Genomic DNA, 16,797 nt, shown 5'->3' on the forward strand with positions numbered 1-16,797 from the left:
GTGCTGCCTGAGTTTACTGTTTATAAAACCAGTATATACTGTATGAAAAACCATATCTGTGTTTTCATACAGGAAAGACAATTATGCTGGCACAACTGACCATCAGTAACTTCGCGATTGTTCGCGAGCTTGAGATCGACTTTCAGCGCGGAATGACGGCTATCACCGGGGAAACCGGTGCGGGTAAATCCATCGCCATTGACGCGCTGGGTTTGTGTCTGGGTGGTCGTGCCGAGGCTGATATGGTGCGCCAGGGGGCAGCACGAGCCGATATCTGCGCGCGCTTCTCCCTCAAAGATACCCCTTCCGCGCAGCGCTGGCTGACGGACAACCAGCTGGATGACGGTAACGAATGCCTGCTGCGCCGGGTGATCAGCAGCGACGGTCGCTCACGCGGCTTTATCAACGGCACTGCGGTGCCCCTCTCCCAGCTGCGTGACCTCGGCCAGGCGCTTATCCAGATCCATGGGCAGCACGCGCATCAGCTGCTGCTCAAACCTGAACACCAGAAAAACCTGCTGGATGCCTACGCCGGTGAGCCTCTGCTGATGCAAAACATGGCGCAGCATTATCGTCAGTGGCACCAGAGCTGCCGCGCGCTGGCGCAGCATCAGCAGCTGGCGCAGGAGCGTGAAGCGCGTCGTGAGCTGTTGCAGTATCAGCTGAAAGAGCTGAACGAGTTTGCGCCGGTCAGCGGCGAATATGAGCAGATTGATGAGGAGTACAAGCGTCTGGCGAACAGCGGGCAGCTGCTCTCGACCAGCCAGCAAACCCTGCTGATGCTGGCCGATGGCGAAGAGAACAACCTGCAAAGCCAGCTGTATACTGCGCGCCAGCTGATGAGCGAGCTGATTGAGATGGATGACAAGCTGAGCGGCGTGTCTGCCATGCTGGAAGAGGCCGCGATCCAGATCAGTGAGGCCAGCGATGAGCTGCGCCACTACTGTGACCGCCTCGACCTTGATCCCAACCGTCTGCACGAGCTGGAGCAGCGCCTGTCGCGCCAGATTAGCCTTGCGCGCAAGCATCACCTCGCGCCGGAAGAGCTGCCCGTCTTTCATCAGCAGCTGCTGGCAGAACAGCAGCTGCTTGACCAGCAGGAGAGCGACCAGGACGAGCTGAGCGCAGCCGTCAGCGTGCACTATGCTGCTGCCCTGAGCTGCGCACAGCAGCTGCACGAGCGTCGCACTCATTTCGCCAACGAGTTGAGCGGGCTGATCACCGACAGCATGCATACGCTGTCGATGCCGCACGGCCGCTTCAGCATTGAAATTCAGTTCAATCCGGACCACCTGACGGCGGAAGGCGCAGACCGTATCGATTTCCGCGTCAGCACCAACCCTGGCCAGCCGGTTCAGCCGCTGGGCAAAGTGGCATCGGGCGGTGAACTGTCGCGCATCGCGCTGGCCATCCAGGTGATCACCGCACGTAAAATGGATACGCCGGCGCTGATTTTCGATGAAGTGGACGTGGGTATCAGCGGGCCAACCGCCGCGGTGGTCGGTAAAATGCTGCGCCAGCTGGGTGAATCCACTCAGGTGATGTGCGTGACGCACCTGCCGCAGGTTGCGGGCTGTGGCCACCAGCATTTCTACGTCAGTAAAGAGACCGACGGCGCGATGACCGAAACGCATATGCAGCCGCTGGACAAGCGCGCCCGCCTGCAGGAACTGGCGCGTTTACTGGGCGGCAGCGAGGTCACGCGCAATACGCTGGCGAACGCCAAAGAGCTTTTAGCCGCCTGAGCATTGCACTTTTTTACCGGATTGTGGTCATATCGTTGCTTCGCAGAGGTTTTAAACTGCGGAAAGGTTTATTATCATCGGCAGCTTACACTGGTATCGTAGTTGCACACTGATAGACCCATGTCCTGGAGCGGCTTGTTTCAGGGAGTCCGGGGATACGAATATAGCCACAAAGGAATAAACATTGATTATGCGCTGTAAAACGCTGACTGCTGCCGCGGTGGTTCTTCTGATGATGACCGCTGGATGTTCCACTCTGGAGCGAGTGGTTTACCGCCCGGATATCAACCAGGGCAACTACCTGGTCGCCAATGACGTCGCCAAAATCCATACTGGCATGACCCAACAGCAGGTTGCTTACACGCTGGGCACGCCGATGATGCACGACCCGTTTGGTAAAAACGTGTGGTATTACGTATTCCGTCAGGAGCCAGGCCACGAGCCGGTGAAACAGCAGACGCTGACCCTGACGTTTGATCAGAACGGTACGCTGACCAACATTGATAACAAACCTGCACTGAGCAAAAACGAAGGTTAATCCTCTGTTCAGCCAGGGGCCGCCCTTGTTTTCCGGTCGGCCTGTAAAAAAATAAGGCGCTCAATGCGCCTTATTTTTTTGCTGCCCGTTCCGCCCGCTGGCGGCGCAGATCTTTCGGGTCGGCAATCAGCGGCCGATAGATTTCGATGCGGTCACCGCTCTGCACTTCATCCTGCAGCTTCACCGGGCGGCTGAAAATCCCCACCTTGTTCTGCTGCAAACTGATGTCGCTGCGTATCTCCAGCAGGCCGGAGGCGATGATCGCCTGCTCTACGCTGCTGCCTTCCGGCACTTTAACGCTGTAAAGATACTGCTTGTCCGGCAGTGCATACGCCACTTCCACCACGATATCAGGCACTGTAGACCTCTTTCGCCCGCTGGGTAAACGCCTGCACCATGCTGCTGGCCAGCTCTTTAAAGATGCGGCCAAATGCCAGCTCAACCAGCATATTGGTGAACTCAAAGTCCAGATTCAGCTCAACCTTGCAGGCCTCTTCGCTCAGCGCAGTAAAACGCCAGCCGCCGGTTAGCCTACGGAACGGGCCATCAACCAGCTGCATATGGATGCTTTGATTATCGGTTAGCGTATTGCGGGTAACGAAGGTTTTACTGATACCGGCTTTGGAGACGTCAACGGAAGCGGTCATCTGGTCATCGCTGGCGTCCAGCACCCGGCTACCGGTGCAGCCCGGTAAAAACTGCGGATAGCTGTCAACGTCGTTAACTAAGCGGTACATCTGCTCAGCACTGTACGGCACCAGCGCGGAACGACTAATCTGGGACATAACGATTCCTGTCAATTTCTAGAACTTATCAATAATACCATTGCCAGCAATCAAACAAAAATTCTCTCCGGCCGGGCATCTGCTAGAATACCCGTTTACCCCGCTGGTAACGTTACAGGGGATGCCATTAATCACGGCTTCATGTAAACTAAGTGGCACTATGACAAAGAAAAAAGCACATAAACCCGGTTCCGCTACCATTGCCATGAACAAGCGCGCCCGCCATGAATACTTCATCGAAGAAGAGTTCGAAGCCGGGCTTTCGCTCCAGGGATGGGAAGTCAAAACTCTCCGCGCCGGTAAGGCCAACATCAGCGACAGCTACATCATGCTGCGCGATGGCGAAGCTTACCTGTTCGGGTCAACTTTCCAGCCTTTGAGCGTCGCCTCTACGCATTATGTCTGCGACCCGACGCGCAGCCGCAAGCTGCTGCTGAAAAAACGCGAGCTCGACACGCTGATTGGTAAAGTTAACCGTGATGGTTACACCATTATTGCGCTGTCGATGTACTGGAAAAACGCCTGGGCTAAGCTGAAAATCGGCCTGGCTAAAGGTAAGCGCGAGCACGACAAGCGCGATGACATCAAAGATCGTGAGTGGAAATTAGACAAAGCACGTATCATGAAACACGCTAATCGCTAACCTACTGGTACAGCGACAGGTTTTTCTGATATACTGCGAAACAGTACTTGGGGCTGATTCTGGATTCGACAGGATTTGCGTAGCCCTAGGAGCATGCCGAGGGGCGGTTTGCCTCGTTAAAAGCCGCAAAAAAATAGTCGCAAACGACGAAAACTACGCACTAGCAGCTTAATACCCTGCTTAGAGCCTTCTCTCCCTAGCTTCCGTTCTTAAGACGGGGATCAAGAGAAGTCAAACCCAAAAGAACTCGTGTGGATACCCGGCCTGGGGTTGAAGCACTAAAACTAATCAGGCTAGTTTGTCAGTGGCGTGTCTGTCCGCAGCTGGCCGGCGAATGTAAAGACTGACTAAGCATGTAGTGCCGACGGTGTAGTAATTCTGGACGCGGGTTCAACTCCCGCCAGCTCCACCAAATCTTTTCGCGGCGGTTCCAGAGCCGACCGCAGAAGTCCTGAAAGCCCACAAGGTTAACGCTGAGTGGGCTTTTTTGTGTCTGTAACAATCGACACTCCTTCAGCAAAATTTATCCTGATTCGTACACTCATTTACGCAGGCTAACCTGATGACACAGACGCCCTCCCTACACCAGCATTAACATTATTCTTACAAAAGCCATTGATAAAGCTTTGAAATAGTACGATGGCAACAAACTTTTCAGGGTAGTGAAAACGACCGGTAAAAACTTTCACGCTTCCTTTATCAACAACCAGTCACAAACAGTGCGCTTTATCGGCCTCGCTGCTTTCCTCCCCTTTCACGGGTAGATGCCAATCGCATATGCGCCGATTATCGTTCCATACTCAATAACAAGGAGCATCCCCTGTAAGCTTATTTCAGTTGCTCAGCAGGGCAGTTTGGCAACACCTGAAAGCTGGTCAGTTACGGCCACCTGTCATGGCTATTTCGTCTTATTTTTGGTGCCTGATAACTCCGGTCGTAGATTGTCCTGCAGCTGTACAGACAGTTTAATCCGGGAACGGTGAGGTGACGGCTTGCGAGTAATGTTTTTACCCTTATATCGCGTCGGCCAGATCATCCTCGGGAGAAGACCAATCCGGTCTGCGATGATCCACTCCCCTTTAGGCCACGGACGTTTCAATGCATTTGCCAGCGTTCCGGAAGCCATTCCATTTTCTCTGGAAAGCTGCGCCAGGCTGACTCCTGTTTTTCTGACTTCCGCAATAATATCCGCCGGATGCCAGTCACTTTTTAAGTTCCTCGCAATCATTATTCCCTCCATTTCCTGTTAGCAATTCCCATAATGCGGACAGGTATCTTTTCAACAGGAGCGGAGGAACGCACAGAGTTAACAGTACTCAGATTGTTACGGGTACCTCATGTCTTTTTAAAAGCTCTAATAAAATAGTGTCCCTAACCATCTAAAAAAACGACAGATTCACAGCGCTCAAAGAAACTCTGCGGAATGTAATTCGCTATGTTATTGGCATGACAGTATTCAATAAGTTGCGAGCGACTTCTCACATCGGCCTTGGCGAAAATGTTCTGAATATGGTTACACACCGTTCGCACGGACAGACTGAGCTTCTGGCCAATACTTTTAGTCGTATAGGATTGCAGAACGTAAAAAATAATCTCCCATTCGCGTGGGCTGAACAGTTCGGCGGGTGGCGTGAATATGAGCGACGTCGGAACCTTTATCTTGTTCAACTGCGCGAGCAGCAGCGTGTCTACAGGCCTGCCGTGAAATATGGTTCCGCAAACGATTTTGTCTTCACCAATGATTGGAAACTTGTCGAAAAACCAGGGCTGCAGGTGCAATTGTTTTTCGTAGGGATGCACTTCGAATGCCGTCACCCGGTCGCGGCGCGCTTCACAAGCCCTGTCATGCTCCCGAAACTGCTTCTCAAATTCTGCCGTGCTGGCAGGCAGTTCCCCGTCATAGCGCCCTTCTGCTGAGAACGTGACGGGAATATTAAGGAGTTGTTTAAAACGAGCGTTCACGTAGATAAATCTGGACAGGTGATCTTTTGCACCCCAGGGTTCGTCGCTGTCTTCCCAGAAAGGAATAAGCGGATAAATGATTTTTTCTGCTGCTGTTAATTCACTCATGACCCTTCCTTATCCAACACCGGCAAAGCAACCAGAGTGAAGTAGCTCCGCGTGATAATTTACACATAATGTGCGTGTCAAGAATGAAGTGCGGGCAATCATGTAACGATGGCGAAGTAAATAAAACCTTGAGCGTCCGCATGAATCCTTAAAGTTATCAGCTACAGAATTTTGGAAATTTTAATTTTGGTGCAACAGGTACAGCAGCGGGCATTCCAGCTGATATAATTTTGATGGGCGCAGGATGGGCGCAGTCTCGTGCGGGGACCAGTCAGTCGAACTGGGGGCACTGGTACAGCAAGCCACCTTATGGTGATGATCCCCGTGACCAGTTCTGGATAAAACAGGGAATTGATTATGCTAGGCAACACGGTTTTTAAGCGTCTGCATTGCGCTTTCACTCTCATTCTACTTATGATCGTTGTTGCTGGCGGGGTCGTTTTCTATTCTGAGCGCATATCACCAGACGATAAACTTTTCAGCGAGCAGCAGCTTACCCCCAACACCTGGCTCTACATTACTAAGTACCACGATGGCGGCGCCACCGTTGGCGAGGTCTATCGCTACTACCTCAACAAGCATCTTGATAAACCACTGCCTGTGCTCAGTGATAGCGCGCCATTCTTAGTCAGCGATCGCAGCAATGCCATGATTAATGCCGTGGGTGATCGCATACTGGTCAGATTTACCGGTAAGATCTACAGCTTCTCAAACTCTGCGTCTTTCTATGATGGCGAAACTCCGGTTATGCCGCTGATCGATTTGAACTCGACGGCTACCGGGCGTTATGGTTCGTAATTACGAAAGAATTCGTTCTGAGATATTCTTCCTGGAACAACAACAGGCACTGCACTAACAGTGCCTGTTTCTATTGTTTCAGCTAGCCAATAAGTGCACCTCACTCTCCAGCCGTAAACTCAGCATCTCAATGCGTTCCACCAGCACCCACAGCAAGATATCGCGGGCTATAGGGTGAGTGAGTTCGGTGATCGCAAAGGCGAGAGCGCGGCACTGGTCGCATAACTCAGTGGTTTCTAGCGGGGTGTAATCATATATTCCGTCATTCATCATGGTTATCTCGAAGCAATCATTTAGATATATGCGCAATTTATGGCGCATATTGCCGAGATACAGTGTCAGGACGCCAATCCTGTCGCCGGATTTTGCCGACGCATGGCTACCTTAATCCCCACAGAAGCACTTATTCAAGCACACACGATTTGTTGCAGCCGATTCTGGAAGGCGGCGCATAAAACGTAAAAACTACGCGTGCCTAAACAAACAAGTCGCGACTCGCTAACCGCATTTATAAGCGTCGCGTGACGAGGAGCGGGGAATGAAAGGCGGTAAAGAACGTGTATATATCCAGGTTAACCCGCCTTCATACACCGGATCGTTCGGAAAAGGCGATCGGCCCCTACGATATGAAAGCTCGCAAATCTTCCTGGCATCGTCGCTGTTTAAAACCCACAGCGGGCACGCTGTTAGCAGGGATGAGGCCTGCCGGAGGTAAGCCGGACGTCACGCGGCAGGGATGCCGCGTGCCGAGGCCCGCAGGGAGCGTCTTTTGCCGTTCCGGCGTGCTCTGGCTGGCCTCAGACCGGGTTGCTGATCGTATCGCGATGGAAGTCATTTGGGCGAGGGGTCAAAGGAGGTTCCCTGTGGCATATCAAAGCCCCGGAATTCTGCCGGAGCCTCTGCGGGTCGATCGGAAAAGATGATCGACCCCTACGGAATATGAAGGATCGGAGACCGACCGAAAAAGAGGATAGTCCCCAAAGGTATGAAAGCTCTCGAATCTTCCTGCCATCGCCGCAGCTTAAAACCCACAGCGGGCACGCGGTTAGCAGGGATGAGGCCTGCCGGAGGTAAGCCGGACGTCACGCGGCAGGGATGCCGTGTGCCGAGGCCCGCAGGGAGCGGCTTTTGCCGTCCCGGCGTGCTCTGGCTGGCCTCAGGCCGGGTTGCTGATCGTATCGCGATGGAAGTCATTTGGGCGAGGGTTTACAGGATATTCCCTGCGGCATATGAAAAGCCCCTGATTTTTGCCGGAGCCTCTGCGGGTCGACCGAAAAAGATGGTCGACCCCTACGGTATATGAAGGATCGGAGACCGACCGAAAAAGAGGAGCGTCCCCATCGGAATATGAAGGATTAGAGACCGACCGGAAAAGACGGTCGCCACCACAGTATATGAAGCCCACCTATCTTCCTGCCATCGTCGCGGCTTAAAACCCACAGCGGGCACGCTGTTAGCAGGGATGAGGCCTGCCGGAGGTAAGCCGGACGTCACGCGGCAGGGATGCCGCGTGCCGAGGCCCGCAGGGAGCGGCTTTTGCCGTTCCGGCGTGCTCTGGCTGGGCTCAGACCGGGTTGCTGATCGTATCGCGATGGAAGTCATGTTGGTGCGGGTTTACAGGATATTCCCTGCGACATTTGAGGCAACTGAATTCTGCCTGAGCCTAAGCGGGTCGACCGATAAAGATGGTCGACCCCTACGGTATATGAAGGATCGGAGACCGACCGAAAAAGAGGAGCGTCCCCAACGGAATATGAAGGATTAGAGACCGACCGGAAAAGACAGTCGCCACCACAGTATATAAAGCCCACCGATCTTCCTGCCATCGCCGCGGCTTAACACTCGCAGCGGGCACGCGTTAACAGGGATGAGGTAAGCCGGACGTCACGCGGCAGGGATGCCGCGTGCCGAGGCCCGCAGGGAGCGGCTTTTGCCGTTCCGGCGTGCTCTGGCTGGCCTCAGGCCGGGTTGCTGATCGTATCGCGGTGGAAGTCATGTTGGTGCGGGTTTACAGGATGTACCCTGCGGCATATGAAAAGCCCCTGATTTTTGCCGGAGCCTCTGCGGGTCGACCGAAAAAGATGGTCGACCCCTACGGTATATGAAGGATCGGAGACCGACCGAAAAAGAGGAGCGTCCCCAACGGAATATGAAGGATTAGAGACCGACCGGAAAAGATGGTCGCCCCCTGCAGTATATGAAAGCTCGCGTATCTTCCTGGCATCGTCGTGGCTTAAAACCCACAGCGGGCACGCGGTTAGCAGGGATGAGGCCTGCCGGAGGTAAAGCCGGACGTCACGCGGCAGGGATGCCGCGTGCCGAGGCCCGCAGGGAGCGTCTTTTGCCGTTCCGGCGTGCTCTGGCTGGCCTCAGGCCGGGTTGCTGATCGTATCGCGATAGAAATCATGTTGGTGCGGGTTCAAAGGAGGTTCCCTGTGGCATATCAAAGCCCCGGAATTCTGCCGGAGCCTCAGCGGGTCGACCGAAAAAGATGGTCGACCCCTACAGTATATGAAGGATTGGAGGTCGACCGATAAAGAGGATCGCCCCCAACGGTTTATGAAGGATCGGAGGTCGACCGGAAAAGATGGTCGCCCCCTACGGTATGAAAGCTCTCGAATCTTCCTGGCATCGTCGCTGCTTAAAAACCACAGCGGGCACGCGGTTAGCAGGGATGCCGCGTGCCGAGGCCCGCAGGGAGCGGCTTTTGCCGTTCCGGCGTGCTCTGGCTGGCCTCAGGCCGGGTTGCTGATCGTATCGCGATGGAAGTCATTTGGGCGCGGGGTCAAAGGAGGTTACCTGTGGCATATCAAAGCCCCGGAATTCTGCCGGAGCCTCAGCGGGTCGACCGAAAAAGATGGTCGACCCCTACAGTATATGAAGTCTTGGAGACTGACAGGCAACAGCGGTGCCCTAACTCGCTACCCGGAACACCTTCACCATGCTTGCCAGATGGCCGGCGTCCTGCTCCAGCGTGCTGGCATCGTTCGACGACTGGCGTACCAGGTCAGCGTTCTGCTGGGTGGTAGTGTCCAGCTCATGAATCGCCTGACCAATCTGCTCAATGCCTTTACTCTGCTGGTCAGAGGCTTCAGCAATATCACTCATCAGCTGATTCACCTCACTGACCTGCTGCAAAATCTCACTCATGCTGGCCCCCGCGTGATTGACACGCTCGGTGCCGGTTTTTACCCGGCTGCGCGACTCATCAATCAGTCCGGCAATCTCTTTCGCCGCCTCGGAGCTGCGCTGGGCCAGATTACGCACCTCCCCCGCCACTACCGCAAAACCACGCCCCTGGTCGCCGGCGCGTGCCGCTTCAACTGCCGCGTTAAGCGCCAGAATATTGGTCTGAGCGGCAATGCCGTTGATCACGTTAGTAATGTCGTTAATGCGCTCCGAACTCTCGGCGATCTCATTCATCGTGGCCACCACTTCCGCAATCACTTCCCCGCCCTTAGTCGCGTTGGTGAAAACGCTGTGCGAAAGCTGGCTGGCTTTTTTAACGCTCTCCGTGGTGTTTTTTACCGTCGCGGTAATCTCTTCCATACTGGCTGCGGTCTCAACCACCGCGCAGGACTGCTGATGCGTGCGGCGATCGAGGTGCTGATTGCGCAGGGCGATTTCACCCGACGCCTCCTGCACCTTGCTGACGATAGTGCGGATACCGCCCACCATGCTGCTGAGCTGCCCGTTCATTGAGCGCATTGCGCGGCTCAGCTGCGCCACTTCATCAATATTGCTACGGGCGTTAAGCCGCGAGGTTAAATCTCCGCGCTCAATGTGCTCCGCCAGCGACACCGCCTGATGCAGTGGAGAAATCAGCTTGCTGCGCACGATGAATAGCATCCACGCCATCAGCAGCAGCGTGAAGACCAGCAGCGCAGCGCCAATCGCCATGCCGGAGCGGAAGTTGCTGCTCGCCGTCTCGTTCAGCCGCTGCGAATAACGCTCATGCAGCAACAGCTCCGCGTCGAGGTTTTTCTCAAACGCCCGCGTCAGCTCGCCCACTCTGAGCAGCGCACCGTTATAGGCAGCGTCGTCATTGCGCTCTGCCGCCGCCAGCATTGGCTGCAATCCCTGCTGGCGCAGAGTCAGATAGCTGGCGCGATAACGCTCTCGCAGGGCACCTTCATCTGCCAGCAGCTGCGTTGCGCTGAAATTGTCAAAAGCCGCGTCGGCCTTTGCCAGCACCGCTTTCGCCAACGCCAGGTACTCAGCCGCACGCAGCCCCTCCCCCTGATTACGCTCAAAAATATAATGGCTCAAATGCACCTGGAAAGTCCGGCTGTGGTTGATCGGGTCGATCACCGACAAAACGACGCCGATCTCCTGGTTGATATCGTTAAGCGAGGTATTCGAGCGGTTAAGATTATTCAGGCCGGAGAGGGTGCTCATCAGCGCCGTCAGCAAAAAGATGCCAAGGCCAATCAGCATATATTTTCTTAAAGACATCATTCCATTTCTCAATATTTGCAGGTGTGTAATCCATACAGCGCGAGCTGCAGTAAGGTCCTCAGAGGCAGTGAAAATGAGTGGGGGTTTACTCTTAGCGGTAAACTACCCAGGCGCACCGCTTGTGCCATGCGCCTGTTTTCATCCGGAGGGGGGTTATTCTGCGAGGGCATCAACCATCGAGCCGACCACCTGCATCTCTTCGCGGCTCAGCAGCATTTCGATATTCACCAGGATCACCATGCGCTTATCCAGCACGCCCAGCCCTGCAAGATAGCGGCTGGTCATCACCGAGGAGACGTCCGGGGTGGGCTTGATCTGGCTGTCGTTCAGCGACAGCACATCCGCCACGCCATCGACCACAATACCCATCACCCGCTCTTTCAGGTTCAGCACGATCACCACCGCGCTGTCGTCTTCCGCCACCACCGGCAGCTCAAAGCGCGTGCGTAAATCGACGATCGGGACAATGACGCCGCGCAGGTTGGTGACGCCGGTAATAAAGTCCGGAACGTTGGGGATGCGCGTTACGCGGTCGCAGCCGCGGATCTCCTGTACCTTTAAAATATCGATGCCGTACTCTTCATTCCCCAGGCGGAAGACCAGATACTTTTGTACTGCAGCGTCGGCCGCAGCAGAATGACTGTCGGTTGATAGCATTATTGATTTATTCCTTTCTGCGCGGCGGGCAGGTCACGCAGCCCCGCCAGCTCAATAACATCGAGGATCAACGCTACGCTGCCATCGCCGAGGATGGTGGCGGCGGAGATACCCGGAACTTTGCGATAGTTGTGCTCAAGATTTTTCACCACCACCTGGTGCTGACCAATCAGCTGGTCAACCCACAGGGCGTAACGGCAGCCGCCGCTCTGCACGATCACGATAATGCCGTCATCGCCGCTGGTTTCGCCCGGTACGGCAAAGGCCTGGCGCAGTTCGATAAGCGGCAGATATTCACCGCGCACGTGCACCAACCGGGAATCGCCGACAAACTGGTACAGCATATCGTCGCTCGGCTTGAGCGACTCCATCACCACGTTGAGCGGCAGCACGTAAATCTCGTCGCCGACCTTGACCGACATACCGTCAAGGATCGCCAGGGTGAGCGGCAGCAAAATGCGTATAGTCGTGCCCTTATCGCGTACCGAGTGCACCTCGACGTGGCCGCCCATGGCCAGGATATTGCGCCGCACCACGTCCATGCCAACGCCGCGCCCGGAAACGTCGGTAACATTCTCGGCGGTGGAGAACCCGGCGGCGAAGATCAGCATCCACACCTCTTCATCCGGCGCGGAGTCGCTAATCTGCGTACCGCGCGCGCGCGCCTTCGCCAGCAGCTTGTCGCGCGGCAGGCCCGCCCCGTCGTCGATCACTTCAATCACGATATTGCCGCCGTGATGCTCTGCCGAGAGCGTCAGACTGCCGGTCGCGCTCTTACCTTTACGCAGGCGCTCCTCTCTCTCTTCAATACCGTGATCGAGGCTGTTGCGTACCAGATGCGTCAGCGGATCGATAATGCGTTCGATCAGGCTCTTATCCAGCTCGGCCGAACCGCCTTTCAGCGTCAGCGCCACGTCTTTATTCAGGCGGCTGCCGAGGTCATGCACCAGGCGCGGGAAGCGGCTAAAGACGTAATCCATCGGCATCATGCGGATCGACATCACCGACTGCTGCAGCTCGCGCGCGTTACGTTCCAGCTGCGCCACGCTGCTGAGCAGCATGCCGTACTTGGCCGGGTCGAGCTGCGACGTCAGCTGCGAGAAAATCGCCTGCGTGATAATCAGCTCGCCGACCTGATTAATAATCTGGTCCACCTTTTCCACCGCCACGCGGATGCTGCCGGATTCGGTATTGGCCGGGCGTTTAGGGGCGACTGATTTTGCTGCGGGTTCGCCAGACGACGGTGAGGCGGGGACGGCTGGCGCAGGGGGAGCCGGCGGCGCAGCGGCGGCGGCGGCGGCGGCGGCGGCGATCGGCTGGATCGCAATCTGCGATTCGTCGAGCACAAAGCACAGCACCGCGCTGATATCGTCAGCCGGGACGCTGGTCTCCAGCTCCACCGTCATCCCCGCTTCCGCTGGCTGATAGCGGATAATCTCACCGAGATTCGCCAGCTCGTCGCGCAGCAGTGTCTGATCATCTTTACCCAGCCGCGACAGCGTAATCATCAGACGGTCATGGCGGGCAGGGGCGTCTGCTGCCGGGGCAGCGGTGGGAACACTAACGGCCATGCTGCCGTTCTCCAGCCGCGCGATGTGCTGGAGCGCTTCACAGATATAGCGGAAGCTCTCCTCATCCGGTTCCTGCGACGACTGGTAGGCTTCCAGCTGCGCTTGCATAATGTCCTTACTTTCCAGAAAAAGGTTAATCATCTCGCGGCTCAGCTGCATTTCGCCGCAGCGCGCTTTATCCAGCAGGTTCTCCAGAATGTGCGTAGTCTCCTGCAGCACATCAAAACCAAAGGTCCCTGCCCCGCCCTTCAGCGAGTGGGCCACGCGGAAGATGCCGTTCAGCTGTTCGATATCCGGATTAACGATATCCAGCTGCAGCAGCTGCTGCTCCATCTCGGACAGCAGCTCCTCGGCTTCGGCGAAGAACACCTGAGAAAATTCATTCACGTCCATGATTATCACCCTGCACTGCGGTCACGGTTGTGCCCTGCGGCAGCCTGGCGTCCGGCTGCTGCAGGACGGTATTCTCTTGCAGCACCTGGCGCTCTTTCAGCTTGCTCAGGACCAGAATGCTGATACGGCGGTTCATCGGATTGTCCGGGCTGATGTTCGCCAGCCCCATGCGGCTGCCGGTGCCGATTACGCGCAGGAAGCGCCCGTCATCCAGCCCGGCTTTCACCAGCACGCGGCGTGCAGCATTGGCGCGGCCCGCAGACAGCTCCCAGTTGCTGTAGCCGCCGTTCCCCCCGGCGTAAGGCAGGGAATCGGTGTGCCCGGTCAGGCTGATCGGGTTGGGCAGTCGGTTCAGCAGCGGCACCAGCGCCTGCAGGATGCCGTTCATATAGGGCGCGGGCGTCTCGCTGCCGGTGCGGAACATCGGCCGCTCCTGGCTGTCGGTGATCTGAATCATCAGGCCATCGTCAGTGAGCGTCAGCAGCAGGTTGGATTTGAAGTCGCTGAGGCGCGGGTCGGTTTCTATCATCGCCTCCAGCAGCGCTTTGGCACTTTTCAGGCTCTGCACGTTCTTAAAGCGGTCGAGATTATCGACTTTGTGCTTAAACACCTCGCCATCCTGCTTCATCGGGTCGTCGCCTCCCCCCGGAATAATGCTGTCGCTGTAGCTGGTTTTGTTACCGTTAGCCATGGTTGGCTTAAGCGGCATGCGGAAGTAGTCGGCGATCATCTCGCGCTGCATCGGAGTCGAGGCAGAAAGCAGCCACATCACCAGGAAGAAGGCCATCATCGCGGTCATAAAATCGGCGTAGGCGATTTTCCAGGTGCCGCCATGGTGAGCATGTTTTTTATGCTTACGCTTGCGTGAGCGGATTATGGTGGTGGTGCCCTTCATTCCATCGCTTCCGCCGTTTTGCCACTGACGCTGGCGTTGCTTTTGACCTCACGCACGTGGTTTTCCAGCTCTTCAAACGATGGGCGTTCACTGGTGTACAGCGTCTTGCGGCCAAATTCGACGGCAATCTGCGGCGCGTAGCCGTTGAGGCTGGAGAGCAGCGTCACCTTAATGCACTGCATCATTTTGAGCTGGTCGCTGCTCTTCTGGCGCAGCAGCGTGGCCAGCGGCAGCACGAAGCCGTAAGCGAGCAGAATGCCGAGGAAGGTACCGACCATCGCGTGGGCGATCAGCATACCGAGTTCAGCCGCAGGGCGGTCGGCGGCGGCCAGCGCATTCACCACGCCCATCACCGCGGCGACAATACCGAATGCTGGGAAAGCATCGCCGACGGTATTCAGGCTGTTGGCCGGGACTTCCAGCTCCTCCTGGCGGGTTTCGATCTCTTCGTCCATCAGATCTTCGATCTCATGGGAGTTCATGCTGCCGCTGATCATCAAACGGAAGTAGTCGAGGACAAAATTGATTAAGATAGGGTCGTTAAGCAGTCGGGGGTAGGCAGCAAAGATGTCACTACTGGCGGGTTCTTCAATATCTTTTTCCAGCGACATCAGCCCATTAATGCGGCTCTTCGACAGCAGCAGAAACAGCAGCGCCATCAGGTCCATATAGACGGCCTTATTGTAGCTGCGCCCGACAAACAGGCGCCCAAGCGCTTTACCCGTTGCTTTCAGTGATTTAGCGTTATTACCGACGATGAATGCGCCCACGCCTGCACCGCCGATGATCAACAGCTCAACTGGCTGAAACAGTGAGCCCAGATTGCCGCCGGATAGCAAAAACCCGCCAAATACAGTAACAATGACAACAAGATAGCCAATAATAACTAACACAACGACTCCTATCTTCTATTCAAGAACGATGCCGGCATCTCGGCCACCACCGTGTAACAGCCATCTCGTAAACTGCCGGGGGGATTAAGCGGATGCCGCCAGCTGCTGCTGGTTGAATGCGTTAACATAATCCTGGCTACTGGCCTGTGAGCGTTTCAGCGCACGCGAAGGAGGGCTGCACAGGCTGCAGGTAAAGGGATTTTTGATGTATTCAGTCGACACCACAAACCCGCCTTTGCACACGCTGCACGGCTTTTGAGAAATAATGCCGCAGCTTACGAAGCGTAATAAGGTCCATGCACGGGTTAATCCCAGCACGGGTTTTTCTGCGGAACGCGGATAGCACTGTTCCAGATAAAGACGGTAAGCCTTCATCAGCGTTTCAATCGGTCGGCCATTTTCCGTCTTTTGCAGATACAGGCAGATGTTATAAAACATCGACGAATGAATATTCTGCTCCCAGGACATAAACCAGTCTTCGGAGAATGGCAGCATGCCTTTCGGGGGGGACAGCCACGCAGTTCTTTATACAAGCGCAATAAACGGCGGCGGCTTAATGAGGTTTCTGATTCCAGTACCTGCATTCTGGCGCCCAGGGTAATGAGTTCCATGGCAATATTGACCTCATGAATCTCTTCGAGCAGGCTTTTGTTATCGCACATTTTTCTCACCCTCGTTAACAGCGTTATGGTGCAGGCAGAGATTGTTCAGTAAATCAGTCGATAAAATAATACCGGTATGAATCTGCTGGAGTGCTTCAATACGCGAATCTTTAGTCAGGTTTTCAATCACCACTTCATCGTCCACGCGCAGACGGCAAATAAGCTGATTTGTCGATGCCAGCTTCATTAACTGCGGCAGCGACAGTTCCTTCAGATTATCGATCGTCCCTTCGGATAAACCGAGGCGGAAACCCGCGGCAAATTTATCCTTGCGAATGAGTTGCTGTGCCAGAAGCAGGTAGGACAGGTTAATATCATGAATACTTTGCAGGCTTTCATCAAAATTTGGCATTTGAAGTTTCTCAACTTTACGCAGCTGATAATGGACATGTGATTAGGTGAAGTAGCCAATCACACTCTTATTACTTAAGCTGACGCAGAGAGCCTTTTGGTATTGGCATCGCTGATTACCCGCCTGCATATTACCCAGCAAGTAATAACCAAATAAAATAATGTCAATGCCAAACGGCGGCTGCATCAAAAGGTGTGTGCATCCTAACCAGCTTAGTTTCAGACCACAACACACCCAAAGATTGACCCATGCAGCATATCAACCTATCTCATTGAAATTGATCATTATTAATGAAAATTAATCATTATTAATTGGAGAAAAATTAATGTTAATAAGA

The 16,797-nt window shown here is 55.0% G+C and carries 15 protein-coding genes, 1 other RNA gene and 1 pseudogene; 6 read left to right on the forward strand and 11 right to left on the reverse strand.

Annotated elements, in window-relative coordinates; all coding sequences use genetic code 11:
• Positions 1 to 83: 83 nt before the first annotated feature.
• A complete protein-coding gene (gene recN, locus ACLI4M_RS04070; RefSeq protein WP_133622978.1) occupies positions 84 to 1,745 on the forward strand; it encodes a DNA repair protein RecN in 1,662 nt (553 codons plus the stop codon).
• 190 nt (positions 1,746 to 1,935) lie between these two features.
• Entirely contained in the window at positions 1,936 to 2,283 is a 348-nt protein-coding gene (gene bamE, locus ACLI4M_RS04075) for an outer membrane protein assembly factor BamE (RefSeq protein WP_048915057.1), read from the forward strand.
• 70 nt (positions 2,284 to 2,353) lie between these two features.
• Here bamE and ACLI4M_RS04080 read toward each other — a convergent pair whose 3' ends face one another.
• Together ACLI4M_RS04080 and ACLI4M_RS04085 are read right to left on the reverse strand one after the other, a co-directional pair.
• Positions 2,354 to 2,641 carry an RnfH family protein gene (locus ACLI4M_RS04080; protein WP_099753938.1) on the reverse strand — a complete coding sequence of 96 codons (288 nt, stop codon included), beginning with the start codon at positions 2,639 to 2,641 and terminating at the stop codon, positions 2,354 to 2,356.
• Positions 2,634 to 3,068, reverse strand: a complete 435-nt coding sequence (locus ACLI4M_RS04085) for a type II toxin-antitoxin system RatA family toxin (protein ID WP_133622977.1) — start codon at positions 3,066 to 3,068, stop codon at positions 2,634 to 2,636. Before ACLI4M_RS04085 ends, ACLI4M_RS04080 begins: the two co-directional genes overlap by 8 nt.
• Before the next feature lie 160 nt (positions 3,069 to 3,228).
• Between ACLI4M_RS04085 and smpB the strand changes: the two genes are divergently transcribed.
• Together smpB and ssrA are read left to right on the forward strand one after the other, a co-directional pair.
• A complete protein-coding gene (gene smpB, locus ACLI4M_RS04090) occupies positions 3,229 to 3,711 on the forward strand; it encodes an SsrA-binding protein SmpB (protein WP_048915053.1) in 483 nt (160 codons plus the stop codon).
• A 49-nt stretch (positions 3,712 to 3,760) separates the two neighbouring features.
• Positions 3,761 to 4,123, forward strand: a transfer-messenger RNA (tmRNA) gene (gene ssrA, locus ACLI4M_RS04095).
• A gap of 486 nt (positions 4,124 to 4,609) precedes the next feature.
• On the opposite strand, the gene ACLI4M_RS04100 is transcribed toward ssrA, so the two are convergent.
• Complete coding sequence (locus ACLI4M_RS04100; RefSeq protein WP_133622976.1) at positions 4,610 to 4,939, reverse strand: helix-turn-helix domain-containing protein; 330 nt, start codon at positions 4,937 to 4,939, stop codon at positions 4,610 to 4,612.
• A 143-nt stretch (positions 4,940 to 5,082) separates the two neighbouring features.
• Positions 5,083 to 5,781: a helix-turn-helix transcriptional regulator gene (locus tag ACLI4M_RS04105; protein ID WP_133622975.1), complete on the reverse strand. Its 699-nt coding sequence runs from the start codon at positions 5,779 to 5,781 to the stop codon at positions 5,083 to 5,085.
• A 212-nt stretch (positions 5,782 to 5,993) separates the two neighbouring features.
• Between ACLI4M_RS04105 and ACLI4M_RS04110 the strand changes: the two genes are divergently transcribed.
• Together ACLI4M_RS04110 and ACLI4M_RS04115 are read left to right on the forward strand one after the other, a co-directional pair.
• Positions 5,994 to 6,161 carry a hypothetical protein gene (locus ACLI4M_RS04110; protein WP_413449792.1) on the forward strand — a complete coding sequence of 56 codons (168 nt, stop codon included), beginning with the start codon at positions 5,994 to 5,996 and terminating at the stop codon, positions 6,159 to 6,161.
• Entirely contained in the window at positions 6,139 to 6,579 is a 441-nt protein-coding gene (locus ACLI4M_RS04115) for a hypothetical protein (protein ID WP_133622974.1), read from the forward strand. Before ACLI4M_RS04110 ends, ACLI4M_RS04115 begins: the two co-directional genes overlap by 23 nt.
• Before the next feature lie 2,913 nt (positions 6,580 to 9,492).
• Here ACLI4M_RS04115 and ACLI4M_RS04120 read toward each other — a convergent pair.
• From ACLI4M_RS04120 to flhD, 7 genes and pseudogenes are all read right to left on the reverse strand, one after another.
• Positions 9,493 to 11,037, reverse strand: a complete 1,545-nt coding sequence (locus tag ACLI4M_RS04120; RefSeq protein ID WP_133622972.1) for a methyl-accepting chemotaxis protein — start codon at positions 11,035 to 11,037, stop codon at positions 9,493 to 9,495.
• Between the two features lie 153 nt (positions 11,038 to 11,190).
• Positions 11,191 to 11,694 (reverse strand): chemotaxis protein CheW, encoded by a 504-nt coding sequence (locus ACLI4M_RS04125; RefSeq protein WP_099754293.1) that lies wholly within the window; start codon positions 11,692 to 11,694, stop codon positions 11,191 to 11,193.
• Positions 11,694 to 13,658: a chemotaxis protein CheA gene (gene cheA, locus ACLI4M_RS04130; RefSeq protein ID WP_133622971.1), complete on the reverse strand. Its 1,965-nt coding sequence runs from the start codon at positions 13,656 to 13,658 to the stop codon at positions 11,694 to 11,696. The genes ACLI4M_RS04125 and cheA overlap by 1 nt, the downstream gene beginning before the upstream one ends.
• On the reverse strand, positions 13,645 to 14,553 hold the full coding sequence (gene motB, locus ACLI4M_RS04135) for a flagellar motor protein MotB (protein ID WP_133622970.1): 909 nt from the start codon (positions 14,551 to 14,553) through the stop codon (positions 13,645 to 13,647). The genes cheA and motB overlap by 14 nt, the downstream gene beginning before the upstream one ends.
• Positions 14,550 to 15,446, reverse strand: coding sequence for a flagellar motor stator protein MotA (motA, locus tag ACLI4M_RS04140; RefSeq protein WP_133622969.1), 897 nt, complete (start codon positions 15,444 to 15,446; stop codon positions 14,550 to 14,552). The genes motB and motA overlap by 4 nt, the downstream gene beginning before the upstream one ends.
• An 84-nt stretch (positions 15,447 to 15,530) precedes the next feature.
• Positions 15,531 to 16,108 (reverse strand): annotated as a pseudogene (flhC, locus tag ACLI4M_RS04145) (flagellar transcriptional regulator FlhC).
• The gene (flhD, locus tag ACLI4M_RS04150) at positions 16,098 to 16,460 is read right to left on the reverse strand and encodes a flagellar transcriptional regulator FlhD (protein ID WP_099754298.1); all 363 of its coding nucleotides are present in this window, start codon (positions 16,458 to 16,460) and stop codon (positions 16,098 to 16,100) included. Before flhD ends, flhC begins: the two are co-directional and overlap by 11 nt.
• Between the last annotated feature and the right edge of the window lie 337 nt (positions 16,461 to 16,797).

Source organism: Erwinia sp. LJJL01 (genome assembly GCF_047300805.2).
GTDB lineage: Bacteria > Pseudomonadota > Gammaproteobacteria > Enterobacterales > Enterobacteriaceae > Erwinia > Erwinia aphidicola.

Coding starts and splice junctions, on each gene's coding strand:
- ACLI4M_RS04105 (WP_133622975.1), bottom strand. CDS start 5,781: ATGAGTGAATTAACAGCAGCAGAAAAAATCATTTATCCGCTTATTCCT.
- ACLI4M_RS04125 (WP_099754293.1), bottom strand. CDS start 11,694: ATGCTATCAACCGACAGTCATTCTGCTGCGGCCGACGCTGCAGTACAA.
- recN (WP_133622978.1), top strand. CDS start 84: ATGCTGGCACAACTGACCATCAGTAACTTCGCGATTGTTCGCGAGCTT.
- ACLI4M_RS04100 (WP_133622976.1), bottom strand. CDS start 4,939: ATGATTGCGAGGAACTTAAAAAGTGACTGGCATCCGGCGGATATTATT.
- smpB (WP_048915053.1), top strand. CDS start 3,229: ATGACAAAGAAAAAAGCACATAAACCCGGTTCCGCTACCATTGCCATG.
- motB (WP_133622970.1), bottom strand. CDS start 14,553: ATGAAGGGCACCACCACCATAATCCGCTCACGCAAGCGTAAGCATAAA.
- cheA (WP_133622971.1), bottom strand. CDS start 13,658: ATGGACGTGAATGAATTTTCTCAGGTGTTCTTCGCCGAAGCCGAGGAG.
- ACLI4M_RS04085 (WP_133622977.1), bottom strand. CDS start 3,068: ATGTCCCAGATTAGTCGTTCCGCGCTGGTGCCGTACAGTGCTGAGCAG.
- ACLI4M_RS04115 (WP_133622974.1), top strand. CDS start 6,139: ATGCTAGGCAACACGGTTTTTAAGCGTCTGCATTGCGCTTTCACTCTC.
- ACLI4M_RS04120 (WP_133622972.1), bottom strand. CDS start 11,037: ATGATGTCTTTAAGAAAATATATGCTGATTGGCCTTGGCATCTTTTTG.
- bamE (WP_048915057.1), top strand. CDS start 1,936: ATGCGCTGTAAAACGCTGACTGCTGCCGCGGTGGTTCTTCTGATGATG.
- flhD (WP_099754298.1), bottom strand. CDS start 16,460: ATGCCAAATTTTGATGAAAGCCTGCAAAGTATTCATGATATTAACCTG.